This window comes from Streptomyces sp. NPDC001851 (assembly GCF_040297165.1).
GTDB lineage: Bacteria > Actinomycetota > Actinomycetes > Streptomycetales > Streptomycetaceae > Streptomyces.
On the sequence record NZ_JBEOYR010000035.1, the window covers coordinates 14,162 to 38,945 of the forward strand.

At 70.5% G+C, this 24,784-nt stretch carries 19 protein-coding genes; 12 read left to right on the forward strand and 7 right to left on the reverse strand.

The window, feature by feature from the left end:
* Positions 1-12: 12 nt before the first annotated feature.
* Genes ABT171_RS36310 through ABT171_RS36320 form a run of 3 tightly spaced genes read right to left on the reverse strand, consistent with a single transcriptional unit; the run spans position 13 to position 4,057 of the window.
* Entirely contained in the window at positions 13-846 is an 834-nt protein-coding gene (locus ABT171_RS36310; RefSeq protein WP_351250678.1) for a hypothetical protein, read from the reverse strand.
* Positions 843-1,835: a TRAFAC clade GTPase domain-containing protein gene (locus ABT171_RS36315; protein ID WP_351250679.1), complete on the reverse strand. Its 993-nt coding sequence runs from the start codon at positions 1,833-1,835 to the stop codon at positions 843-845. Before ABT171_RS36315 ends, ABT171_RS36310 begins: the two co-directional genes overlap by 4 nt.
* On the reverse strand, positions 1,832-4,057 hold the full coding sequence (locus tag ABT171_RS36320; protein ID WP_351250680.1) for a hypothetical protein: 2,226 nt from the start codon (positions 4,055-4,057) through the stop codon (positions 1,832-1,834). Before ABT171_RS36320 ends, ABT171_RS36315 begins: the two co-directional genes overlap by 4 nt.
* Before the next feature lie 468 nt (positions 4,058-4,525).
* Here ABT171_RS36320 and ABT171_RS36325 point away from each other — a divergent pair, with 468 nt between their 5' ends.
* The 4 genes from ABT171_RS36325 to ABT171_RS36340 all read left to right on the forward strand — a co-directional run bounded on the left by ABT171_RS36325 (position 4,526) and on the right by ABT171_RS36340 (position 11,226).
* Positions 4,526-5,029 carry an MFS transporter gene (locus tag ABT171_RS36325; RefSeq protein WP_351250681.1) on the forward strand — a complete coding sequence of 168 codons (504 nt, stop codon included), beginning with the start codon at positions 4,526-4,528 and terminating at the stop codon, positions 5,027-5,029.
* A gap of 281 nt (positions 5,030-5,310) precedes the next feature.
* Positions 5,311-6,531, forward strand: a complete 1,221-nt coding sequence (locus ABT171_RS36330) for a metallophosphoesterase (protein WP_351250682.1) — start codon at positions 5,311-5,313, stop codon at positions 6,529-6,531.
* 402 nt (positions 6,532-6,933) lie between these two features.
* Complete coding sequence (locus tag ABT171_RS36335) at positions 6,934-7,317, forward strand: effector-associated constant component EACC1 (protein WP_351250683.1); 384 nt, start codon at positions 6,934-6,936, stop codon at positions 7,315-7,317.
* 6 nt (positions 7,318-7,323) lie between these two features.
* On the forward strand, positions 7,324-11,226 hold the full coding sequence (locus ABT171_RS36340; RefSeq protein ID WP_351250684.1) for a caspase, EACC1-associated type: 3,903 nt from the start codon (positions 7,324-7,326) through the stop codon (positions 11,224-11,226).
* A 116-nt stretch (positions 11,227-11,342) separates the two neighbouring features.
* Here the strand turns inward: ABT171_RS36340 and ABT171_RS36345 are convergent, their stop codons facing one another.
* Positions 11,343-12,764 (reverse strand): DEAD/DEAH box helicase, encoded by a 1,422-nt coding sequence (locus ABT171_RS36345; protein ID WP_351250685.1) that lies wholly within the window; start codon positions 12,762-12,764, stop codon positions 11,343-11,345.
* A 402-nt stretch (positions 12,765-13,166) separates the two neighbouring features.
* Between ABT171_RS36345 and ABT171_RS36350 the strand changes: the two genes are divergently transcribed.
* From ABT171_RS36350 to ABT171_RS36370, 5 genes are all read left to right on the forward strand, one after another.
* Positions 13,167-13,580, forward strand: a complete 414-nt coding sequence (locus tag ABT171_RS36350; RefSeq protein ID WP_351250686.1) for a hypothetical protein — start codon at positions 13,167-13,169, stop codon at positions 13,578-13,580.
* A gap of 244 nt (positions 13,581-13,824) precedes the next feature.
* Complete coding sequence (locus ABT171_RS36355; RefSeq protein WP_351250687.1) at positions 13,825-14,247, forward strand: SsgA family sporulation/cell division regulator; 423 nt, start codon at positions 13,825-13,827, stop codon at positions 14,245-14,247.
* Positions 14,248-14,287: 40 nt separating this feature from the next.
* Positions 14,288-14,617 carry an NIPSNAP family protein gene (locus ABT171_RS36360; protein WP_351250688.1) on the forward strand — a complete coding sequence of 110 codons (330 nt, stop codon included), beginning with the start codon at positions 14,288-14,290 and terminating at the stop codon, positions 14,615-14,617.
* Between the two features lie 337 nt (positions 14,618-14,954).
* Entirely contained in the window at positions 14,955-15,344 is a 390-nt protein-coding gene (locus ABT171_RS36365; RefSeq protein WP_503078031.1) for an SsgA family sporulation/cell division regulator, read from the forward strand.
* A 215-nt stretch (positions 15,345-15,559) separates the two neighbouring features.
* Positions 15,560-16,078, forward strand: a complete 519-nt coding sequence (locus tag ABT171_RS36370) for a PP2C family protein-serine/threonine phosphatase (protein ID WP_503078035.1) — start codon at positions 15,560-15,562, stop codon at positions 16,076-16,078.
* Between the two features lie 193 nt (positions 16,079-16,271).
* On the opposite strand, the gene ABT171_RS36375 is transcribed toward ABT171_RS36370, so the two are convergent.
* Both ABT171_RS36375 and ABT171_RS36380 read right to left on the reverse strand, forming a co-directional pair.
* The gene (locus tag ABT171_RS36375; protein WP_351250690.1) at positions 16,272-17,780 is read right to left on the reverse strand and encodes an MFS transporter; all 1,509 of its coding nucleotides are present in this window, start codon (positions 17,778-17,780) and stop codon (positions 16,272-16,274) included.
* A 301-nt stretch (positions 17,781-18,081) separates the two neighbouring features.
* Positions 18,082-18,735 carry a TetR/AcrR family transcriptional regulator gene (locus tag ABT171_RS36380; protein WP_351250691.1) on the reverse strand — a complete coding sequence of 218 codons (654 nt, stop codon included), beginning with the start codon at positions 18,733-18,735 and terminating at the stop codon, positions 18,082-18,084.
* A gap of 239 nt (positions 18,736-18,974) precedes the next feature.
* Between ABT171_RS36380 and ABT171_RS36385 the strand changes: the two genes are divergently transcribed.
* The 3 genes from ABT171_RS36385 (at position 18,975) to ABT171_RS36395 (ending at position 24,162) form a co-directional block, all read left to right on the forward strand.
* Positions 18,975-22,196 (forward strand): bifunctional cytochrome P450/NADPH--P450 reductase, encoded by a 3,222-nt coding sequence (locus tag ABT171_RS36385; RefSeq protein ID WP_351250692.1) that lies wholly within the window; start codon positions 18,975-18,977, stop codon positions 22,194-22,196.
* 160 nt (positions 22,197-22,356) lie between these two features.
* Positions 22,357-23,403: a zinc-binding dehydrogenase gene (locus ABT171_RS36390; protein WP_351250693.1), complete on the forward strand. Its 1,047-nt coding sequence runs from the start codon at positions 22,357-22,359 to the stop codon at positions 23,401-23,403.
* 108 nt (positions 23,404-23,511) lie between these two features.
* On the forward strand, positions 23,512-24,162 hold the full coding sequence (locus ABT171_RS36395; protein ID WP_351250694.1) for a TetR/AcrR family transcriptional regulator: 651 nt from the start codon (positions 23,512-23,514) through the stop codon (positions 24,160-24,162).
* Here ABT171_RS36395 and ABT171_RS36400 read toward each other — a convergent pair.
* Entirely contained in the window at positions 24,128-24,766 is a 639-nt protein-coding gene (locus ABT171_RS36400; RefSeq protein ID WP_351250695.1) for a TetR/AcrR family transcriptional regulator, read from the reverse strand. The two genes, ABT171_RS36395 and ABT171_RS36400, sit on opposite strands and share 35 nt — an antisense overlap.
* Between the last annotated feature and the right edge of the window lie 18 nt (positions 24,767-24,784).

Sequence of the window (24,784 nt, forward strand, 5' to 3'; positions counted from 1 at the left end):
GTCGGCTACCGGTTACTTGGTGATGACTTCCACAACCCCGTACACCGCGGCGCCGGCCGCGAGGGTGCCCGCGATGTACCTCGGGTCCTTGACCTTTCGGCTGATCGCTCCGCCTCGCAGACGACTCATTTCGTCGGTCTTGACGATGCTCACGCTGGGGCTCAGAAACAGGTACGGGCGCAGCCGGTCGCGGTGTTCGGGGGTGGCGTGGGTGCTGACCACGAGGACGGGGCGTGCGTCCAGTCCGGTCAGGTAAGCGGGCCGGTGTGCCGGTTGGGCGGGCGTGTCGTGGAGGCGTTTGAGGATGGCCGCGGCGCGGCGTCGCTGTTCCGGAGTGTTGGGCGCGGAGGTGACGGTGCGCGGCGCGGGCGGGTCGGGGGCGGGGTCGACGTCGTCGGAGAGGGTGCCGAGCATGTCGGTCCAGGCCGCGGTCGTCACCGTGAAACCGGGCCAGTCGCTGGTGCCGTAGTCGACGGGCAGGTGGGCGGGCAGGCTGTCGGTCAGGAACGCCCGCGCGAAGCCGAGCATGGCCCGGGACGGCAGGGGGCCGTGTGCGTACGCCAGGACACACACGCGGATCGGCCGCTGAGCCTGGTCGCCCCGGGTGGAATCGCCTGCGAGACCATTGGCCAGCAGCGTCCACAGGGGTTCACCGGTGGCCGCGGGCGTGGCGAACAGAAGGAGGGTGTGCTCGTCCTCGTCGACGAGATCGTTGACGGAGTAGCCGCGGCATCCGTCCAGGAGGACGTCGCTGGAGGCCTCAGGCGGGCCGTCGTCGACCTGGATCCAGCGGTAGCCGTGCTGTCTGCGGTATCCGCGCGACTGGACGTACCAGGTGGTCTTCATCGCCGGCTCCGGTCATCGTTGGTCAGGTGCGGATGGGACTGCAGGACCTGGATCCCGGGGCTGGTCGGCGGGACGGACGAGAACTCGTCGAGGGCCTTGACCAGGGCCGGATCGGTTCGTTTGAGCCAGTCGAACATCTTGCGGAACGCGCCGCGGCGCTCGCGCCGGTAGACGTTGATCGCGAACCGGAGGCCGAAGCGGAGCGGCTGCTCGGCGTCGACCGGGTTGATGCGCGCGTTGAGTGCGCGGCTGACGTAGCGGAAGGCGGGGCCTTCGGGGGTGTCCTGGACGGAGGAGAAGCGGATCGTTCCGGTGGTCTGTACGGGCACGACGACGGTCCCGATCCGGGGCTGGACCTCGGGGTGGGACAGGTGCGCGAGAAGCGATTTGTACCCGTCGTGGACGCGGTCGATGAGGGCCCGGGTGCCCTCGGGGGTCTCAAGGTACAGCTCGGACTTGAGCGGGACGAGAATCAGGAGACGGTGCCGGTCGTCGCGCTGCAGGATCCGCTTGACGATCTCGTACATCTGCTCGGGGAGGTTGACCTCCTCGTGGTAGGCACCATCCGCGTACATCAGCGCGGGAGCGTCGATCGCAAGGACGATGACGGGGCTGACGTCGAGCTGGTCGGAGACGCGCTGCAGGAGCGCGCCGCCGGTCTCCAGGAGCAACTCCCCGGAGTAGTCGGTGAACCGCAGCGTGAAGCGCGGTGTCTTGTTCTTGCGTCCGACGCCGAAGTGGAACTGCTGGACGTCGTTCATGCCCGTGGCCCTGACCCCCTCGGTGACGATGACCTGCCGGGAGAGTCTCGCGAGTTGGGCACTGGCTTCCTGGAGCTTGGCCGGCGTGGTGCCTTCCGGCGTCAGATCGAGGTCGGTCGTGCCCGTCGTGTGGGCGAACTTGCGGTACATGGCTGCGAGCAGCGACGTCTTTCCGACGCCGGTCGGCCCGAGCATCGTGATCGGGATCGTGTACTTCTCGGAGGTCATGCGGCACGCTCCTGCGACTGCGGCTCGTGGACGGTCTCACCGACCAGCTCGGCGACCACACGGACGGCTTCGGACCACTCGCGCAGGTGGTGGGACTGCTCCGCGAGGGCGGCGAACTTCCCGGGCCAGGCTTCGGTGCGGATGTCCTGGTAGAAGATGCGCCATTCGTCGTCGGTCCCGGCAGCGGACACGACGCGGTCGAAGAACTCCTCGACGATGGCGAAGATCGCGGCGCTCGGGTCGACCAGGACATGCCGCAGGTCGGCGCGGCACGCGGAGAGGGCCTCGTCGTAGCAGACGATGAGCATCTGCCGTACGAGGTCGGGAGTGACGGGGGTGTCGTCCGTCCCCGGGTCCTTCCCGGCGACGGGAAACGGGTACGCGGGCTGGTCCGCGCGCAGCCCGTCCAGGCATGCGCGGACGCGGTGCTGCAGCATTCCGCGGTAGGTGAGTTGGAAGCCGGCCAGAAGTTCAAGGGCATAACGGACTTCGCTGGTCCCGTCGTCGCGGACCCGTGGGATGCGGGCGGCGACGTCCAGGAGGAAGTCCCTCCCCTCCTTGCTGCTGAGACTCGCGAGGTCGCCGGGCCCGGCGAGGATCTGGGCGACCTGCCGCTGCATGGCGACGGTACGGCTGTGGAGCGCGGCCTCGCACTCGAGGAACATCCGCGACAGCCGGGCCCGCGCCTCGTTGAGGTACTGGCCGTACGCGATGCTCAGCCCGCCCTCGCTCGCCGCCCTGGCGGCGATCTCCTCGGCGGAAGGGTGACCGGGCTCGGCCACCGCCTGCTCGTAGATCTCCTCCAGGGCCGTGTAGAGCAGCGTGTCCTGCACGGAGCGTTCCTGTCCCAGCGTGCGGACGAGTCCGGCGAGTGCGGTGGCCAGGCGGCTATGGGTTTCGTTGAACAGCTCGACGAACGGCAGGAACCACACGGACGACGGCTGCGCGAACTCCGCGATGCTCTTGGCACGCACGGTGAACTGGCGGACGCGGTCACGCAACTCGCGCGCCCTTTCGTCACGAACGGCCAGGTGGGCGGCGTCGAGGTGGTCGAGGTTCTCCAGGAGGTGGTCGACGACCTTCTCCATCACGTCGGCGACTTCGTCGCTGCGGGAGCAGTCGACGATGTGCGTCTGCGCGACGGTGAACGAGGATCCGGGCAGCCACTGGTGGGCCATGAGCTCGGCCTGTTTGGAGTTGTCGAGCTCGGATGTCACGCACTTGTTCACGATCAGGAAGGAGCACTCGCTGAGTGCGGGCCCACTTCCCAGGCCGGCGCGGACGTACTGGTGCAGACGGAGGTCCTCGGAGCCGATCGCGTCACCGAGGGCGTTCGGGCGGCGGACGAACACCACGAAGTCGATCTCGTCCTGCATGGCACCGACGATGCGTTCGGCGTCCTGGAGGTTCGCTTCACCCAGGCCCGGCAGGTCGACCAGGGACAGTCCGGTCCAGTCGGCGTGGACGAACGGCGCTGTGATCCGAACCTCCCGCACCGCCCGGTACGCGTGCAGGGACCGCTCGTTCTCGTCCTTCTGCGCGACGAACGAGCGGATCTGATGCCGGGGGATCGGCAGCGGCAGACCGGTCGTCAGCCAGTCGCGGTATGCGGGCAGGTAGGTGTGGAAGCCGGCCAGGTGAGCGTAGAGGCCCGCGTCCTCGGTGTCGTCGCTGTTCAGCGCGGGGAGGGGTCGCGCGAAGCCGGCGAGGCTCAGCGGTGCGTCACCGAGGCCGAGCCTGGCGAAGTACGGGCCGATGACCTCGCCGAGGAACGACCGCTCCGTGTGGAAGTACACCTCGCCCCGAGCCTCGCCGGGCTCGTGCCGCAGCACGCTCGTCACGCCGGTGCAGTAGTCCCCGTCGCTGGTCGGCACCTCCTGCTCGGTCAGGCCCGTAAGGCTCTGGATGAGGCGGCTCTTGCCCTGCCGGGCGCGTCCGATCACGCCCACGTTCAGCGTCTCGCGGTTGAACCGGGTCAGGGCGACCTTCAACGCCGCCGTCTCAAGAGGCAGGTCCTTCAGCAGGCCCTGCAGGTCCGTCCCGAGCGCCTGGAGCTTGTCCCTCGCCTCGTCCGGCACGACTCCGACCAGCTGCGCCCGCAGCGCTTCGATGGTCTGCAGGCCGGCGAGGACATCAGACAGCGCACCGACGCGCTCCTCCAACAGGTGAGCCTGCTGGGCTCGCCGCTGCCGGATCAACCCGATGCGTTCGACACGTGACACGTGCGCCCTCCCCCATGAACAGCCGAGCGAACTCGGTGGCGAGCGCCCATGATGGCAGCAGCACACCCCAACTGTGCTTATTTCACGTAATTTATAATCACATTGTGTAATCGATCAGCCGGGTGCTTCTGCCTCTGGTCCTGCTTGCGATAAGGACGGCAGGGGGGCGCGCGGCAACCACGGCCTGCCGGCCTCCTGAGCGCCTCTTCGTCTACGTCGCCGCGGCGGTGCTCGGCATGGGCGAGTCCGTCTTCCTGGTCACGGCTCAGGCCTTTCTGCCGAAGGTCGTGCCGACAGGGCGGATTACGACGGCCAACGGCCGGCTCCGCCTTCGCCGCCGCAGCTCCCTTCCTCCTCGACGGCGCCTCGTTCCTGCTCGGGGCGATGCTGCTGCCGCGGACCGGTGTTCGGCGCGCTGAACTTCTTCACCATGAGCCTCGGCGTCCTCATGGTCCTCTACGTCGTCACGTGGCTGCACTGCCGGAGAGCGCGTACGGCTTCTTCCTCGCCGCCAACGCGCTCGGCGGGATCGTCGGCGGGCTGGGCAGCGACTGGGTACGGCGGAGAATCGGCGTCCTCCCCGGCGCCGTGGCCGCCCTCGCCGTCATGGGCGTCTCCTGCCTGCTCCTCGGCGGCACCCGCGTGTCCATCGTCGCCGCCGTCGCGTTCGGAGCCGTCGGATTCGGCATCGCCACCTGGCAGACACTGATCACCGCGTTCCGGCAGACCACCATCCCGACGGACATCCCGGGCCGCGTGAACGGGGCGTTCCGTCTGCTGTCGGTGTGCGTCTCGCCGTTCGGCGCGATCACCGCCGGCGTCGTCGCCAAGTACACGCAGGTCAACGTCCCGATCCTGGTGTCCGGTGTCGGCATCCTCGCCCTCACCGCGATCAGCGGCGGGCCCCTGCTGCGCATGGGCGCGGCACAGCCGGCGGCACGGGGCGTCCCAGCGCATCGCGGCGTGCGGTGATGCGGGCACCCCGGGTGTCGGTCATGGCGATGGTCAACCCGGCAGCATCGGCCTCCAAGCGCGGGGTGGCCCCCACGCGCGTTCCCTTGGCGGCAGTACCCAACCGGGGCGGTAGCGGCCTGATCGCGGCTCATGGCAAGGAAGGTGTCTGCGGCGGAGTCCTGCCGTCCCGCGGAGAACCCTGCGCCCCGAGGGTGCCTCGGCCATGAACGCCGGTCCGGCCGGCCCGAGGGCGACCGGATACAGTGCGCGAGACAGCAGCCTGGTCAGGGAGGGGAAGCGTGACCGACACCAGCAGCACCCGGCCCGCCGAGGGTGAAGCACAAGCAGCGCGGCAGAGCCGACTGCACCGCCTGATGCGTTACATCCCCCTGATCGCCCCCGTCCTGCTGTGGGCCGTGCCGTGCTGGGTGCTCCTGTACGGCGGCCAGCACTGGCCGCTGCCCGTAACGCTGGCCGGCACCGCCCTGTTCGCCCTCGGCCTCATATGTATGCCGCTCGCGATGGTGCGCGGCCACGGCCGGCGCCAGCAGGACCGGGCGGCGCTCGTCGGTGACACCCTGCTGGGCACCAGCTGGGTCCTGTTCACCTGGTCCGTTCTGCTCGGCGTCCTCCTGCGGCTCGCCCTGACCGTGGCCGGTGTCGGCGAGAGTCAGGACAGGGCCCGGACCGTCACGTGGGCCGTCCTCGGCATCACCGCCGCACTGCTCGCCTGGGGGTATGCCGAGGCCCGCCGCGTGCCACGCGTGCGCCGGCTCGACGTGCAACTCCCCCGGCTCGGTGCCGGGTTGGACGGCTTCCGTGTCGTCCTCATCACCGATACCCACTACGGCCCCCTCGACCGCGCCCGCTGGTCGGCACGGGTGTGCGAGACGGTGAACACCCTGGAAGCCGACCTGGTCTGCCACACCGGCGACATCGCGGACGGCACGGCCGAACGCCGCCGCGCCCAGGCCGTCCCACTCGGTACCGTGCGGGCCACCCGGGCCCGTGTCTACGTCACCGGCAACCACGAGTACTACAGCGAGGCCCAGGGCTGGGTCGACCTGATGGACGAGCTGGGCTGGGAGCCGCTGCGCAACCGCCATCTGCTGCTCGAACGCGGAGGCGACACCCTCGTGGTCGCGGGCGTGGACGACGTCACCGCCGAGTCCTCCGGCCTGGCGGGGCACCGCGCCCACCTCGCCGGAGCCTTGCAGGGCGCCGACCCCGGCCTGCCCGTCCTGCTCCTGGCTCACCAGCCCAAGTTCATCGACCGGGCGGCAGCCGCCGGCGTCGACCTCCAGCTCTCCGGCCACACCCACGGCGGCCAGATCTGGCCCTTCCACCACCTGGTCCGTCTCGACCAGCCCGCCCTCGCCGGCCTCAGCCACCACGGCACCCGTACCCTCCTCTACACCAGCCGCGGCACCGGCTTCTGGGGCCCGCCGTTCCGCGTCTTCGCCCCCAGCGAGATCACCCTGCTCGTGCTCCGCTCCCCACACCCGCCCACCTCGCCGTAGACCGGGCGGGCCATTCGCTGGGAGCAGTCCACGAGCCGAGGGATGCGTCGTCAGCAGTTCGGCCAGGTCGCTCGTCCCGGCGGTGGCCGGACTGATCGCCGGGTACGCCGGAGAACGGCGTCCGGGACGGTGGCGAGCGGAAGCTCGTCGCCAACGGACAGCAGACGCTGATCCGCGTGAACAGGTCCACCCGGTGAGCCCGCAGCCGTCCCTGCCGTCGAGGGCAACGTCCCGCGCGCACGCCGGGAATGCCGGCCTGCGCACAGGCTCGGCCATCGCCAAGCACTTTCACGCCAACGGCCTGGAGAACCAAGCCGGACGGGGCGTCCGGTGTCAGTGCCGGGCGCTAGTGTCGTTCGCCCGGCAAGGAGCCGGTGAACTCACGGGGAGCACGACACCGCCATGCACGACAACCACACCGGATACCGCATCTCCGTCGTCGACGAGGACCCGCTGCGCGCCCGCAAGGAAGCACGCGAACTGCTCGCCGCGCTCGCCGCGGCAGACTCCACGGCCAGGCTGGACCTTCCCCAGCCCGGCGGGCCGGCACGGGTCGACGACAAAGGCGGCCCGTCCGCCGAGACCGTGGGACTGCTGCTGAGCGCCGGTTCGTTCGTCGTCGCCCTGGTGCAGACGTGGCTGGCGCGGGTCCCTCAGCGCACCATCGTGGTCCAGCGGCCCGACGGCGCGGTCCTGCACATCACCGGCAAGGAGGCCCGCGAGGACGACACGCTGATCGAGCGGTTCCTCGCGGACGACGGCGGCGACGGCACGACGGCGGGCTGAGCGGCGATGACCGACAACGACCGCCACGCCTTACTCGTTGGCGTCTCCACGTACGACAGCGAGGCGTACGCGGACCTCCCGGCCGTGCGGGCCGATCTGCACTACATGCGGGCGGTCCTGGAGAACACCGAGATCGGCATGTACAACGACTGCGCGCTGGCCGCCGAGCCGACGCGCGCGGAGATGCTGCACGCCGTCGAGACGTTCCTGGAGGCCCGGCAGCCCAGTGAGACCGCGCTGCTCTACTTCAGCGGGCACGGCGAGTACTGCGAGCAGGACGGCCAGCTGTACTTCCTGACCCGGGACACCGACCCCGCAGACCTGCCGGGCACGGCCGTACCGGCGGAGTTCCTGGAGAGGATGCTGCAGTCCTGCCGGGCCGCCTCCAAAGTGGTCCTGCTGGACTGCTGTTCCAGCGGCTCCGTCGTTCAGGGCTGGACCGCAAAGGGCCCGTCGGGAGAACCGGACCGGCCCACGCCGAGCACCCTGCTGCGGCCGACCGGCGTGTATTTCATCACCGCGTCCGACGCTCTCCAGGCGGCCTCCGCGATGGCGCCGCCCGGGTCCAGCCTCGGCACCTCACGGTTCACCGGGGAGATCGTCGAGGGGCTGCGCAACGGCCGGATCAAGGAGGGCGGCTGGATCACCCCGGACGACCTCTTCGACTACCTGACCGCCCAGATGACCCGGGACGGCGTGCCCGAGGAGCAGCGGCCCACCAAGTCCACGATCAGGGCGACCCGGAGCCTTCCCTTCGCCCGGTCGGTGGCACGACCGGTGCGGCTCCCCGCGCTCCCTCACGACGCCGCCGAAGCCGCCCGGCGCTCCCCCACGCTGCTGAAGGCCCGGGCACTGGCCGAGCTGGACGAACGGGACGGCGTCGACCGGCAGCGGCTGCTGCGGTACTACGCGGACTGCCTCACCGCACAGGCGGCGGCCGGAATGCGGCCCGACCGGGACGGCGGCCGGAACGAGAAGTACTTCCTGCTGGCGCAGGGCGAGGAGACCATCCAGTCGGGCCGCGGACCGCACATCGTCGCGCCCGGATCGCTGCCCCGCCCCCAGGACGGGCGGGCCGGTCCGGGCGCTGAGGCGGGGACGCGGCAGGAGTACTGGTACGGGTATCCGGCGATCACGCTGCCCGCGCGGGACGGGGGCCGGGGGCGGCGCGCGACGGTGGAGCTGGCGCCGCTGATCGTCCAGCAGATGGAGCTGGCGCCGGACGAGGACGGCCGGGACGTCCTCCGGCCCAGCGGTGTGCCGTCCCTGCACAGCGGGGTCGTCTCCGAACTCCTGGACGCGGGCGACGCCGCCGACCTGGTGGCCCGATGGCAGCCGGCCTGGCAGGAGGGCAACGACGCCCAGATGCTGCGCGCCGTCCGGGAGTTGCTGGACGAGCTGGGGCTGCCGGAACTCGAACCGCTGGACCCGTCCGCGCTCAGCGACCGTACGGTCATGCAGGCACTGCGGCCCGGTGCGCACAACGCGGCTGTGCTGCTGGTGCCTTCGGGCGCGGAGGCCATGGCCACCCAGGCGCTGGTGGACAACCTGCTCCAGATCTCCACGCGGACCGAGCAGATCGCGGGCACCGCCATGGACGCGCTGCTGAACGGCGGGGCCCGGCAGGCGCCGGCCACGACAGCCACCGCTGCGGACCCGGTGACACCCATCACTCCCGGGCCGTGCAACGAGAGCCAGGAGCAGGTGATCTCCTCGGCGATGACACAGCCGCTGACGGTGGCGACCGGCCCGCCCGGCACGGGCAAGAGCGAGGTCGTCACAGCGGTGGTCACCACCTGCGTCGCCGCGGGGCAGTCGGTGCTGGTCGCCTCCACGAACAACGAGGCCGTGGACGTCGTGGCCCAGCGCTGCGACGAGATCGCGCCCGGTCTGCTGATGCGGACGGGCAACGCGGAGGCGCTGGTGCGGGAGGCGGCCAAACTGGAACGGCTGCTCGCCGAACCGGTCGAGGCGCCGCGGCGCGGCTCGGCCACCGTGGGTGGCGAGCTGCGCAACACCCGGGGGACGGCCGACCGGTTGCGGGCGGAGGCGGCACACCGCGTCGGCGAGGAGGAACGGCTGCTGGAGCTGCTCCGGGACCGTGAGGAGCGGGCCGCTGCCCTGGAGCTGCCCCTGTCCCTGCTCGAAGGCGTCTGGGCGGAGGACCCGGACGGCGTCGCACCGCTGGGCCTGTGGGCCGAGAGGGCGCGGAAGACGGCCGTGGCCCGCTGGTGGCAGCTGGGGACATGGCGGCGTGGGCGCGCGCTCGCCGCGCTGGTCTCGGCGGGCGCGGAGCACTCCGAGGGGGCCGGGCCGGCATGGCCGGAGTGGGCGGCGGGACGACCGGTGCCGCCCGAGCTGCTGGAGTCCCTGGCCGCAGTCGTGTCCGTGGAGCAGGAGGTGCGGGAACTCGTCCGCCGGCACGGGGAATGGGACGAGGAGGGGCTGAAGGAGTCCCGTCTGGTGACGGCGGGGGCGCTGTCCGGCCTGTCGGCGGAACTGTCCCGCGCGCTTTCCGCCGAGACCCTCGGCCGGGCCGCCGGGCTCATGAACCAGCGGCTCCAGGCACTGCGCCGCCGATCCGGCCACCAGCGCAGCCAGAAGAACCTGATGACGCACATCAAGGGGTGGGCCGTCAGCACCCACTCGGTGCGGCAACTGGAACTCACCCCGAAGCTCTTCGATCTCGTCGTCATCGACGAGGCCAGCCAGTGCTCCATCCCCTCGGTGCTGCCGCTGCTGTTCCGGGCCCGCCGGGCACTGATCATCGGTGACCCCATGCAGCTCGGGCACATCCCCGGCGTGTCACCGCAGCAGGAGCGTCAGGCACGGACGCGGGCCGGGCTGAGCGCCGCGCAACTGGAGCACCATCGCCTCACCTACCACGTGCACTCCTCGTACCACGCGGCCGAACAGCACGGCGACAGCGCGCTGCTCCTCGACGAGCACTACCGCTGCCACCCACGGATCGCGGATGTCGTCAACGGCCACTGCTACGGCGGCCGGTTGCGCGTGCTGACCGACGTGCGTCGGCAGGTACCGGCGCACGACCCGGTGGGAGCGGCCGACCCGGCACCGGTGCTCGGCTGGGTCGACGTACCCGGAGGGAGATCGGCGCGCGGCGGTGACGGGCAGTCCTGGCGGAACGTGGAGGAGGCGGAGGCCGTCCGGCGCGTGGTCGACGGACTGCTGGCAGGGCTTCCGCCGGACGCGACGGTGGGAGTGGTCACGCCGTTCCGGGCGCAGAAGGAGACACTGGCACGGATGTGGCGGGACGACGACCGGGTCCGGGTCGGCACCGTCCACACCTTCCAGGGCGGACAGCGCGACGTGATGGTGCTCAGCCCGGTGGCGGCGCGCAACACGCCACCCCGGACGGCGCACTGGGTCGCGAGCCAGGTCAACCTGTGGAACGTGGCGGTCACCCGGGCCAAGTCGCAGCTGATCACCGTGGGCGGCCGCGCCTTCTGGCAGGACCAGAGCGGCCTGCCGGCCCTCCTCGCAGCGCGCTCGGCCCCGCTGGAAGCCGGCGAGGACGGCACGACAGCCGAGGCCGGAACGCCCGGCCCGGTGACCGCGGTCCGCGAAGACCTCGCCGACCGCCTGCAGCGGTACCTGACCGGACGAGGTATCACCGATCTGGAGCGGACGGCGCTGGTGGGCGGACATCCGGTGGACCTGCTGTTCACCGACGCCGGCATGAACACGGCGGTGCTGATCGACCCCGGCCCGGGGCCCGGCGACGACCCCGCGCGGCACCTTCGGCTCGTCCACGCGCGAGCCGACCTGCTCACCGGACTGCCCTCCGGAGGCCACGGGGCCAAGCCCTGCCCGGTGAGCCGGACGGTGCGGGTACCCGCCTGGCGGATCCTGGCGGGCGACACCGCGCTGGCACCGCTGTTCGACTGAGTCCCGGACGGGGCGGCGGGGGCCGGCGACCCGCTCAGCCGCCGGGCAGGCTCCCTGGGAGGTATCCGTCCAGCAGCGGAGACGAAGACAGCGCCCGGCAGGCCGGGAAGCCGGTCTCAGCCGCCGCGCCGCACCCGGGCCGCCTTGCGGGCCTCCGCGAGCTTGCGGGCCTCGCTGCTCTTCCGGGACGGCCTGCTGCCGGAGCCGCCCTTCGCGTCCTTGGTGCTGCCCAGGCCGCGGAAGGGGGCGTTGTGGTTCTTGGGCCGTGGTACGGCCTGCCCGCCGTCGAGAGGATTTCCGGAGGGGGCCCTGGCGCCGGTGATCCGGCTCAGTTCCGCCTCGCCGGACCGCACTTTGCTGACCTTGGGGGCGACGTCGGCGTCCGCCATGACCTGGCTCGTCTCGCGGCGCTGTCCCGACAGGGCGAGGGTCACGACGGTGCCGGAGCGACCGGCCCGGGCCGTGCGGCCCGCGCGGTGCAGATAGTCCTTCGGGTCGGTGGCCGGGTCGACGTTGACCACGAGGTCGAGGTCGTCGACGTGCAGGCCGCGTGCGGCGACGTTCGTCGCTACCAGCGCGGTGACCTGCCCGTTCTTGAACTGGGCCAGGGTCCGGGTGCGCTGCGGCTGCGACTTCCCGCTGTGCAGGGCGGCGGCGGCCACGCCGCTGGCCCGCAGATGCCGCGTGAGCTGGTCGACGCCGTGCTTGGTGTCCAGGAACAGCAGGACGCGGCCGTCCCGAGCGGCGATCTCCGTGGTCACGGCGTACCGGTCCGGGCCGTGCACGACGAAGACGTGGTGCTCGATCGCGGAGACCGCGCTCGACGCAGGGTCCACGGAGTGGACGGCGGGGTCGCGCAGGTAGCGCTGCACCAGCTGGTCGACGTCGCCGTCGAGGGTGGCGGAGAACAGCATCCGCTGCCCGTCGGGACGCACCTGGTCCAGGATCTCGGTGACCTGCGGCAGGAACCCCATGTCACACATCTGGTCGGCCTCGTCCAGGACCGTGATGCGCACCCGTCCCAGTCGGCAGCCCTTGCGCCCGATGAGGTCGTGCAGCCGGCCGGGCGTGGCGACGACGATCTCGGCGCCATCCCGCAGCGCGGCGGCCTGACGTCCGATGGACACTCCGCCCACCACGGTCGCGAGCCGCAGCCGCAGCGCCTCGGCGTACGGGGTGAGCGCCCCACCGACCTGCTGTGCCAGCTCCCTGGTGGGCACCAGAACGAGCGCCAGCGGCTCTTTCGGCTGCGCGCGCTGCCCGGCCGTCCGGGCGAGCATCGCCAGCCCGAAGGCGAGCGTCTTGCCGGATCCTGTGCGGCCCCGGCCGAGGACGTCCCGTCCCGCGAGCGCGTTCGGCAGCGCCGCCGCCTGGATGGGGAAGGGCACAGTCACACCGTGCTCATCGAGCACCCGCAGAATCTCGGCCGGCAACCCCAGCTGTGCGAAGGACGCCGCCGTGGGCACCGCCGACGTGGCGCTCGACGCCTCGGACACATCGTTCTGGTGCCGGGCATCGGCACGTGCTGATTCGCTCACAGAGAGCCTTCCTCCGAAGGGACCGTACCGGGGAAGGCGCGGCAGGGACGCGGCCACCAGCCAGAGACACCGAACGGGGCACCGGCACAGCGACGCTGCAAACGCGCAACGCTAGCACGGAGCACGCCGCCCGGGTCCCGTGATCGCACCGCGGGTAGAGGCGATCTCCGGGCCACTGAAGCCACCGATCACCCGGCCCCGCTCCGGCCGCCGTTCCGCCGTCCGGCCGACCCGACCGCGTCCTGTTACCTTCGCCACTTCGACATTTCCATACGCCGTATGGTAACAATGGAAACGTACTTCCATACGACGTATGGAACTGCTCGCTCGGACCACGCCGGGCGTCAACATCGCCCGGCAGAACCGCCGTTGGCGCAGATCACCGCTCAAGAAGGAAAGATCATGAACAAGCTCGCGAAGCGCATCGCCCTCACTGTCTCCTCCGTCGCGGTCGCCGGTACCGCCGTTCTCGGTGCCGGGGGCACCGCTTCGGCCGCGCCCCTTGCGTCCACGCACGCCCAGCACACGGCCGACGGGGCCGTGGCCGCTGATTTCCGCTGGGACCACGGTGTCGGCTACCTGCTTGAGCGGGGCTACTCCTGCGACGAGGCCCGCGGCTGGCACCAGGACCGCCACGGCAGCGATTCGACCCGGCACGACTGCGACGGGCTCTACTACCGCGATGGCCACTTCTACCGCGGGGAGGGCGAGGGACACGGCTGGGCGTCCGACAGGTCCTACCGCCACGACGGGAACCGCCACGAGCACGACGGCGGGCGCAGGCACCACCATGACCTGAGCCGCGACGACCGGTGAGACGGGTATCGGCCATGTGCGCAAGCGGTTCCCCTCGGCCCCGTCCCTGCCGGCGGCGGGGATCCGTCCGCCGGTCGGCGGGCGGCGTCCCCGGCCGCAGGCCGAGTGAGTGCAGCGCCACTCCTCATGCGGTGCGCCGGTGCCGTCCGGCGCCCGCGCCCTGCGGTACCGCCTCCGCCCGCGCTGCCTCTTCGCCACAGATCGGTGTGAGGCACCGCCGAGCCCTACCCAGGAGCGGAAGCCGATGAAGAAGTCCTTGAAGGGCGTAGAACGGCGGGTTGCCGTGCAGCTGGTCGTCTCGCACGTCTACTCGTTGCCGCTCTGCGTACGTCTGCGCTACGAGCCCGCTGATCCCTATGTCGTCCGTGCCGCCTTCTTCGCCGACTGTGACGAGCCGGTCGAATGGGTCCTGGGGCGGGATCTCCTGGCTGATGGTCTGGAGGGTTCCGCAGGGTACGCGGACGTCCGGATCTGGTCGGCCGCAGGGCGGCGTGACGAGTCGATCTACATCGCCCTCGGGTCTGCCGCAGGCACCGCCTTGCTCGAGGTCCCCGTGCACGACATCTCGTCCTTCCTTCAGGACACCCAGGCTCTGGTGCCTCGGGGTACCGAGTCCGGACTCATCGACTGGGATGCCGAACTGGCACACCTCCTCCCCCAAGACTGACCGCCGACCATCCATGCTCAGAAGTAAAGGAACCACTGACATGTCCCAGTACCAGCTTCGCGTCTACACCCTGTGCAGCTCCGACGCGCTCTCCGCCTACGAGAAAATCTGGGCCCAGCACATTCCCGGTCTGGCCAAGCACCGGATCACCACCCACGGCGTCTGGACGGGCCCCGCGGCGCCCGGAAACGAACCCCCCCGGCTCTACGCCCTCGTTTCCTACAGGGACACCGACGACGTGCGGGAACGACTGCAGGCGTACCTGTCGAGTCCTGAATTCCGCGCGGACATGGAGGGCTTCGACATCAGCCAGATCGTCGGCCTCGACGAGACCCTGCTGACGCCCACCGTGGACTCTCCCTTGCGCTGACGTTCGGCCTGCGACGAGTGACGCGGCCGGAAGGGCCGGTATCCGGCGGCCCTGCGATGGTGGTTCCGGTGTCGTCGATGGCGACCCACCAGCGGTGGCCCTTGCCGGCGTCGAGGTGGGGACCGTGACGAGTCGGTTCACCACAACCACAACCGGTTCAGCGTCGATCGCTGAGACAAAGGCGCCCTTTGTCCGGCAACCACCGTTCGTCACATCTCCGTCTGTGCAGCCTCTTTGAATCCGACGACAGCCCTTCCGACGGCCCTCCCCGGATGACTCGAAGCACCAGGAGTAAGACCCAATGAAGTCATTGAGAACTGTGATCCAGGGGCTACCCGTGAAGCATGTCGGCGTACATGCGACGTCCTTGCCCGTGATCATGAATCTGCGGTATGCGCCGAGTGATCCCTATGTGGTCCATGCCGCATTCACCACCCATGTCGACAGCGACGAGCCGGTGGAATGGATCATCGGGCGCGATTTGCTGATCGACGGCCTGGAGGGTCCCGCCGGCGAGGGAGACGTTCGCATATGGCCCGCCGGCGAGGAGGGCCGCCGCGACTTGTACATCCTTCTCAACCCGCCGTCCGGTACGGCCCTGCTCAAGGCCCCAGCGCAGGAAGTCAAGGCGTTCCTGCAGGAAACGGAGGCAGCGGTGCCCCGGGGGGCCGAGCTCGGCCACAGCGACTTCGACCGCTTCCTGGCGCACCTCCTCGCCGAAGGGTGAGTCCCGGCATGGTGCGACCTGAGGCAGGCACACGGACGTCTGCGCCTCGGTGTCCACCGCCTTGGTGAGTGGATGTCCGCAGTCGTGGCGTCGAGGGCGGCCAGGCCGAAGCCGGCCTCGGTCAGGATGGTCGCCGCGACTCCGCGGCCGACCCGCCCCGGTGAGACCAGCCGCCACGCGGCAACCCGCCGCAGCACACCGCACAGCAGTCGGCCGTGGAGATCGCTTATCGCTACCTGCCCGCAGGGGCCCAGGCCGGCGTCGGCGGCGACTGGTACGACGTCGTCCCCCTGTCCGGAGCCCGCGTCGCCCAGGTGGTGGGCGATGCGGTCGGACACGGCATCCACGCCGCCACCATGGGGCGGCTGCGGACAGCCGTCCGCACCCTGGCCGACATCGACCTGCCGCCCGGCGAACTCCTCACCCACCTGGACGACGTCGTCATCCGCCTGTCCGCCAAATCCGCCACAGAGCCGACCATCGAAGAGGCCGGGGACATCGACGCCACCTGCCTGTACGCCGTCTACGACCCCGTCTCCCGCCAGTGCGCCCTCGCCCCGCGGGGCATGTGCGGCCCGCCGTGGTGGGCCTTGACGGAACCGCCGACCTCCTCCCTGCAGGCAACCTGCGACACCGTGCTCAAAGCCCTGCTGCCGGCTGATCGACCACACGACGATGGGACGCCGACCCCGTCTGCGTGTCCCGGGCGCAGTCGAACGTCGCTCAACAGCTGAGCAGCTGGGGCCTGGAGGAGGTCGAGTTCTCCATTGACGACGTTCGATGCGCTGCTCGAACCAGATCGTCTCGCGGCTCTGGCTGTGGCGGCAGCCCCAGCGAGCGGTGAGGCCGGGTACTGACGGCAAAGCCGCTCCAGCAACCCGGACCGCGGTACACCTTCCGCTGGCCCTCACGGCACTGTCTGCCCCGCTACATGTGCACGACAGGCGCAGCGTTCTCATCCTGCTGGGGCACACCCCGGCGGTAGAGCAGGGCGGTGATGACCAGGCCGGTGACGAAGACGGCCGCCGACCACCAGTAGGCCGTGGAATAGCCCTCCAGGCCGGCCTGAGCCAGCACGCCGGGGTTCTTGGGATTGCGGCCGGAGAGGTAGCCGGTGGCTGCGTCGGAGGCCATCGTGCTGAGCAGGGCGATGCCGATGGAGCCGCCTATCTGCTGGAGGGTGTTGACTGCGGCCGACGCAACGCCGGCATCGGCGGCCGCCACCCCGGAGGTCGCCAGGCTCATGGCGGGCGCGATGACCGTGCCCAGCCCGATGCCGACGAGCACCAGCTGGGGCAGTACCTGCGTCACGTACCCACTGTTCAGGTCCAGCGTGGTCATCCAGATCAGCCCGGCGGCCGCAATGGCCATGCCCAGCGGGACCACCGGCTTCGGTCCTATGCGCGCCACCAGGACGTTGTTGGCCACAGCGGAGGCGGACGACGACGCCACGATCAGGGGCAGGAAGGCGAAGCCGGTGTTCAGGGCGCTGTAGCCGAGGCTCTGCTGCAGGTAGTAGGTGAGGAAGAGGAACACGCCGAACATGCCCGCGCCGGTGACGAAGAGGGCGGCGAAGGAGGCACCGCGGTTGCGGTCCAGCAGGACCCGCAGGGGCAGCAGCGGAGACGCCGCCCTGCCCTGCCACCACACGAAGACGGCCACCAGTACGACGCCGACTGCCAGCATGCCCCAGGTCGCCGGCGAGCCCCAGCCGTGCGTTTCGGCGTTCGAGAACCCGTAGACCAGGCAGAACAGTCCGATGGAGGCCAGCAGAGTGCCGGGGACGTCGAGCTTGGAGGTCGTGTCACGCGGGGTGCGGTGCAGCAGGGCCGCCCCACCGGCGAACGCCACCACCGCGAAGATCACGTTGACGTACATGGTCCAGCGCCAGTCCAGGTACTGGGTCAGCACGCCGCCGAGGATCAGGCCGATGGCTCCGCCGGCACCGGCGACCGAGCCCGCGACGGTGAAGGCCTTCGCCCGCTCGCGCGGATCGGTGAAGGTGGTCATCAGGACCGACAGGGCCGACGGAGCCAGCAGGGCGGCGAACAGGCCTTGGACGGCACGCGCGACGACGAGCATGGCGAAGCCGTTCGCCGCACCTCCCACCATGGAAGCGGCCGCGAAGCCGGCCAGCCCCACCAGGAACGTCACCTTCTGACCGACCAGGTCCGCGACCCGGCCACCGAGCAGCAGCAGACTGCCGAAGGCGAGCGCATAGGCGGTGACCACCCACTGCCGGTCGGCGTCCGAGAAGCCCAGGTCGTGCTGGGCGGACGGCAGGGCGATGTTCACGATGGTGCCGTCGAGGACACCCATCAGCATCGACAGGGAAATGACCACCAGAATCCACCAGCGACGCCGGTGCGACAGGTCGGCCACATTCTCAGGTGTGGTCTCCGCGGCGCAAGCAGCGACGGTGGCGTTATGGGACATGGGGGCAGCCCTCCGGACAGCGAAGCCGCCTCGGTGAACGGATGACGCGGGTGATTCAGCTCGACGAGGCCGACGGTCTCCCCCTCAGGAGGGAGACCAGGGACAAGCCAACGACCATGGTCATTTCACGGTTCAGCGTCGGCATACGGCTGCCGTAATGAAGCTGGATGCGGAACCACCCCGCCGGGCGGTCTCATCCGATGTGACGGGACAACTCCCGTGTGTCGCAGCCTGACATCGCCCGACTGCGGGCGCGCCCCAGGCACCGGCGCCTGGGGCGCAGCGTCTCAGGCTGACTGGCTCAATGGCCGGCGTGCCGGCCGTCACGACCGGCGGTGAGGCGGCCTTCCAGGCCCGTGATCAGCGTGTCCATCACGAGACGGAACATGTGGTCCTGGTCAGGGCCTTCAGGGGCCGCACTCGTAGAGGCAGGGTCTGCGTCCGCGGCCCCGTCTTCGCCGGCTTCAGGGCCGTGGGACGTGAGGGTCGACCACTGGTGGAGTGCGCCGTTCAGTTCTGCGGTGAGGACACCGATGACGACGGCGACCATCAGCGCGGCGATCTCCGAGACCTCCGACTGCGGCACACCGGCAGCGGCCACGATCGCGGTGAGCGCGGTCCAGAACGGGTCGTCGGGCTGGATGAAGTCCGGCTGGTGGCTGAACGAGTAGGCCATCAGCTTGGGGTGCCGGTGCGCCAGCGTCCGGAAGTCCGTGGCGAGCAGGCGGATCCGCTCCTGCCAGGGGGCGTCCTCCAGCGTCACGGTGCGAAACTGGGCGCCCACCATTCTCGTCACACCGCGCAGCACGGCTTCCTTGTTCGCCACATGGTGGTACAGCGACATCGGGTTCGCATCGAGCACGGTCGCGAGCTTGCGCATGGTGAGCGCCTCGACCCCGTCCGCGTCGATGAGCCGCAGGGCGGCGGCATAGATCCCGGCCTCGGTCAGAGGCACGTCTCTCTTCCTTGTGCCCCGCGGGGGACGCCTCGAGTTTTCCATACCACGTACGGTATCAGTTCCATACGTCGTACGGAAATGAGCTTCCTCACAGCGGTCACCTGCCCACCCGGGTTGCACTCCGCTTTCCGTACCGCGTATGGTTTTGATGCCATACGACGTATGGTTCTGTCGTGCAGCGCGGCATCGACCGGCGCCCTTGCCCTTCCCCCTCTCTCCATACAAAGGAGCAAGCCATGAGCACGAACACCGCGAACGACCTTCGCCCCATCCGGTCCCCGCGGGGGATCCCCCTCCTCGGCAACACGCCGCAGATCCCCGACACCAATCCGGTGGAGTACTTCGGTGAGCTGTCCAAGCAGTTCCCCGAGGGCATCTACGGCATGGACATCGCCGGCATCGAGCAGGTCTTCGTCTACGACCCGGACCTGGTGGCCGAGGTCAGCGACGAGACGCGGTTCTTCAAGCAGATCGACAAGACGCCGCTGCACCACATCCGGGACTTCGCCGGCGCCGGCCTGTTCACCGCCCACCAGCACGAAGAGGAATGGGGCAGGGCACACCGGATCCTGCTGCCGGCCTTCAGCCAGCGGGCCATGAGGAACTACTTCGGGCAGATGCTGGAGATCGCCCAGAACCTGGCGGGCAAGTGGGAGCGCCGGGAAGGGAAGCCGGTCAACATCACCGACGACTACACCCGCCTGACGCTGGACACCATCGCCCTGTCGGGGTTCGGCTACCGGTTCGACTCCTTCGACAAGGAGGAGCTGCACCCGTTCCTCAACGCGATGCTGGGCGCGCTGACCGAGTCGATGCGGCGCTCTCAGGAACTGCCGATGATGACCAAGCTGCGCAGGGCCGATGCCAAGAAGTACGGCGAGAACATCCAGGTGATGCGCGAGCTGGTCGAGAGCGTGATCAAGGAGCGCCAGGAGGGCAAGGGCAGCGCTGAGGACGACCTGCTGGGCCTGATGCTTGAGGCCACCGACCCGGAGACCGGCAAGCGGCTGGACGTCGACAACGTGCGTGACCAGGTGCTGACGTTCCTGATCGCCGGGCATGAGACCACCAGTGGTCTGCTGTCGTTCGCCACGTACTCGCTGATGCGCAACCCGCATGTCCTGGCCCAGGCGTATGCCGAGGTGGACCGCCTGCTGCCCGGCGACACCGTGCCGGACTACGACACGATCATGCAGCTGGACGTGATCCCGCGGATCCTGGAGGAGACCCTGCGCCTGTGGGCTCCCATCCCGATGATCGCCAAGGCGCCCATCGACGACACCGTCATCGGCGGCCGCTACGAGCTGAAGAAGGGCACACGGGTCAGCATCCTTGAAGGCCCGCTGCACACCCACCCCAAGGCGTGGGAGCGGCCCGACGAGTTCGACATCGACCGCTGGCTGCCGGAGAACCGCGTCCAGCAGCACCCGCACGCCTACAAGCCGTTCGGCAACGGCGTTCGTGCCTGCATCGGCCGCCAGTTCGCGCTCACCGAGGCCCGCCTGGCCCTGGCGCTGGTGCTGCAGAAGTTCAAGTTCTCGGACACCAGCGACTACGCGATGGACGTGCGGGAGGCGCTGACGCGCAAGCCCGGCAACTTCGAGCTGATCGTCCGCCGTCGTCAGGAGCACGAGCGGGCCGTCTTCGGCGCCGCGGACCTGCAGACCGACGACACCCAGGCCCAGGCAGCGGTCAGCGGTGTGGGTGTGAACCTGACGGTGGCGTACGGCTCCAGCCTGGGTTCGTGTGAGGACCTGGCGCGTACGATCGCCGACCGCGGTGAGCGCTCCGGCTTCGGCACCACCCTCGTCAGCCTGGACGAGCTGGGCGACAACCTGCCCACCGAGGGCCTGCTCGCCGTCGTCGCCGCCAGCTACAACGGCAAGGCGCCCGACAACGCGCAGCGCTTCGACGACCTGCTCGCCGCCGGCCTGCCCGAGGGCTCGCTGAAGGACGTGCGGTTCGCGCTGCTGGGCGCCGGCAACACCCAGTGGGTGGCCACCTACCAGGCGTTCCCCAAGCGGATCGAGGAGGGCCTGCTGGCGGCCGGCGCCACCCCCATCGTCGAGCGTGGCATCGCGGACGCCGCCGGTGACTTCGACGGCATGGCCACACGGTGGATGGACAACCTGTGGGCCACCCTGGCCGAGGAATACGCCGCCGACACCTCCCAGGCCAGCGGCCCCCGCTACCAGGTCCAGCTGCTCACCGAGTCCGACGTGCGCCCCGCCATCGTCTCCGAGCAGGCATACCCGCTCACCGTGGTCGCCAACGAGGAGCTCGTGGCCGACGCGACCGGCTTGTGGGACTTCAGCATCGAGCCGCCGCGCCCGTCCGCGAAGTCCATCACCTTCGAGCTGCCCGAGGGCGTCACCTACGACACCGGCAACCACCTGGCCGTCTTCGCCAAGAACGAACCCGCCCTGGTGGAGCGCGCACTGAAGCGGCTCGGCGTCGACTACGACCAGGTGCTCCGGCTCGACCAGCCCGCAGGCGGCCGCACCCACCTGCCGGTCGGCACCCCGGTCACCGCCGGCATCCTGCTCACCGAGTTCCTGGAGCTGCAGGACGTGGCCACCCGGTCCCAGATCCAGACGCTCGCCGAGTACACCGAGTGCCCGTGGACCCGGCCGCAGCTCCAGGCGTACACCGCCGACACCCAGGAGGCCGAGGAGCGCTACAGCAAGGAGATCCTCGGCAAGCGCATCTCCGTCCTGGGCCTGCTGGAGCGCTTCCCGGCCGTCGAGCTGCCGCTGGCGGTCTTCCTGGAGATGATGGGCCCCATCCGCCCGCGCTTCTACTCCATCTCCTCCGCCCCGTCCGCCAACCCGCGCCACGTACGCCTGACCGTCGGCCTGCTGGAGGGCCCGGCCCTGTCCGGCGACGGCCAGTACCGCGGCACCTGCTCCGCCTACATCGCGGCCCTGGAACCCGGAGACGTCGTCTACGGCTACGTCCGCGTGCCCTCCCCGACGTTCGCCCCGCCCGCCGACCCCGCCACGCCGCTGATCCTGATCGGCCCCGGCACCGGCATCGCACCGCTGCGCGGCTTCCTGGAGGAGCGGGCGACACAGCACGCGAACGGCACGAAGGTCGGCCTGTCCCAGGTGTTCGTCGGCTGCCGCCACCCGGAGCACGACTACTTCTACAAGCAGGAGATGCAGGACTGGGAGCAGACCGGGATCGCCCAGGTCCACACCGCCTTCTCCGCGGTGACCGGCCACCCGGCCCGGTTCGTGCAGAACGCCATCGCGGGCGCCGCCGACACGGTGTGGCAGGCCATTCAGGACGGCGCGTACATCTACGTCTGCGGTGACGGCCGCCGCATGGCCCCCGCCGTCCGCGAGGCACTCGCCGCCATCCACCGCCACAAGACCGGCAGCGACGACGACACCGCCCAGCAGTGGCTCGCCCAGCTCGAAGCCGACGAGCGCTACCAGCAGGACGTCTTCGCCTGACCAGCGCCCGCCGTCAAGGCGCGCCGACCCCCCAGCCGCCGGGAGGCGTGCGGACGTCCTGCCTCCCCGCACGCCTCCCGGCCCCACCAGCCATTCAGACACCCCATGGCGCCCATGGCCCGAACCACCGGGCCGTGCCGCTCACAGAAAGCAGATCACCATGGACACCATGCTCGCCGGACGCTTCCACCTGGACAGCAAGAAGTTCGCCGTGGAGGAGGTCCCGATCCCTGTGCCGGGCCCGGGCGAGGTCCTCATCGAGGTCAAGGCCGCCGGCGTCTGCCTCTCCGACGTCCACCTGCTCGACGGCTCCCTCGTCCCGCTGTTCGCCACCTCCGACACCATCACCGTCGGCCACGAGGTCTCCGGTGTCATCCACACGCTCGGCCCCGACCTCAAGCGCGGCCTGCCTGTCGGTACCCGCGTCACCCTGGAGGCCGGCAAGACCTGCGGCACGTGCGCCGGATGCGTGCGCCACCGCCCCTGCACCCAGATGCTCACCGCCGGCATCGACTACGACGGCGGCTGGGCCGAGTACGTGATCGCCCGCGAGGACACCCTCATCCCCATCCCCGACAGCCTCCCCTTCGACCAGGCCGCGATCATCCCCGACGCGGTCTCCACCCCCTACGCCGCCGTCGTCGCCACCGCGGGCGTCCGCCCCGCCCAGTCCGTCGGCGTCTGGGGAGTCGGCGGAGTCGGCGCCCACAACGTCCGCCTCGCCCGCCTGGTCGGCGCCGCCCCGATCATCGCCGTCGACCCGCTGCCCAGCGCCCGCGAGCGCGCCCTCGCCTTCGGCGCGGACCTCGCGCTCGACCCGGCAGCCCCCGACTTCGCCGACCAGGTCCGCGCCGCCACCGGCGGACGCGGCCTCGACTTCGCCTTCGACTGCGCCGGCGTCCCCGCCGTCCGCGACCAGGCCGCCTCCGTGCTCGGCCTGGGCGGCTCCCTCATCCTGGTCGGCATCACCCCCCGGCCACTGACCATCACCGAGGGCCTGACCTTCAACTACCTGCAGAAGCAGGTGCGCGGCCACTACGGCGGCTTCCCCGAGTCCGTCTCCGAGCTGGTGCAGCTGACCGCGGCCGGCCGCCTCGACCTGGCCCCCTCCATCACCGACCACATCCCGCTCATCGACGCGGCCGACGCGGTCAGCCGTCTGGAGAACAAGATCGGCGACCCGATCCGCCTCATCCTCGTCCCCTGACGCCCGTCAGCAGGACGACAAGCCGCCCTGGGCAGGGGTGAGGGGGCGCCGGTGCGTGAGGGAGCACCGGCGCCCACGGCTTTCCGGCAACCGTGGAGAGAGAGAACTATGCAGACGACCGACACCCCGGGCCGTACTGTGCAGCGCAAGGACGCTCACTCCAACCGCAGGCGCATCCTCGCGACCGCCCGGCGGAAACTGCGGAACGACCCCGACACGAGTCTCGACAGCATCGCTCAGGCGGCCGGCGTCGCCCGGCGCACCCTCTACGGACACTTCCCCAGCAGGCAAGCGCTGATCGCCGACCTGACACAGGAAGCAGGCCATGAGCTCCGGCAGGCGTTCGCCGCGGCGCAGACCACGGATGCCGACCCGATGGAAACGATGACACGGATGGTGCTGGCGGCATGGACGGTGGGCGACCACTACCGCATGCTCATCACCTTGGGACGGCGCCACCTGGGAGAGGACGCGATCCGCACCACCCTGGCACCGGCCCGCGCGGAGGCCGTCGCGACCCTACGGCGCGGTCAGCGCGAAGGCGTCTTCGCGGACCACCTTCCCGCACCCGTCCTCGCCCAAGCGCTGGAGGCACTCATGCTTGCCCTCGCCGAGGAGAACGCCGCATGCCCGTGGGCGGACCCCACTGGTGAGGCCGCGGCGACCGCGTTCCTCGTCGCCGCCGGCGTAGCACCACAGAGGGCCGCGCTTCAGGTGCGGGAGGTCATCGGGCGAGATCGGGCAGCGGGCGACGGGTGACCTCGTGGGCGTCGTCCGCAGCGAGGCCGAGCATGCGCAGGACCATCTCGGCCAGGTCGGAGGCGGCCTCGTCGCCGTCGAGGTCCGGGCGGTCCAGCCGGAGAGCCACCAGGGACAGCAGGGTGCCGCCCAGGGCCGACAGGGCGGTGGTCGCGTTGCCGCAGGTGAAGCGGCCCGAGGCGATGCCGATCTCCAGGTCGCGCAGGGCGCGTGGGGCGAGGCCCCGGTCGGCGTGGATGTGCGCCAGGCCGCGGTCCCGCAGGATCCGCATGAGTTCCGGGTGGGAGTCGGCCATCCGGGCGGTGAGCCGGAAGCCGGCCGCGACCAGCTCGGCCGGGTCGTCGATGCCTTCCACGCGCTCGTCGATGACCTGCCCGAACTCCTCCAGGGCGTCCGTCACCGCCGCGTCGAACAGCTCCGTCTTCGACTCGAAGTGGTTGTAGAAGGACCCGAAACCGACATCGGCGCGCTCGGCGATGGCCTGGATGCTTGCGCTCGTGTCCCCGGTCTCCGCGAGGATCTGCCGGGCCGCGCGGACGAGCGCCTGACGGGTCTCGGCGCGGCGTCGCTCGAAGCGGTTGCGGGGCGGGGCTGACGTCGGCATGCGGCTCAGTGTAACCGC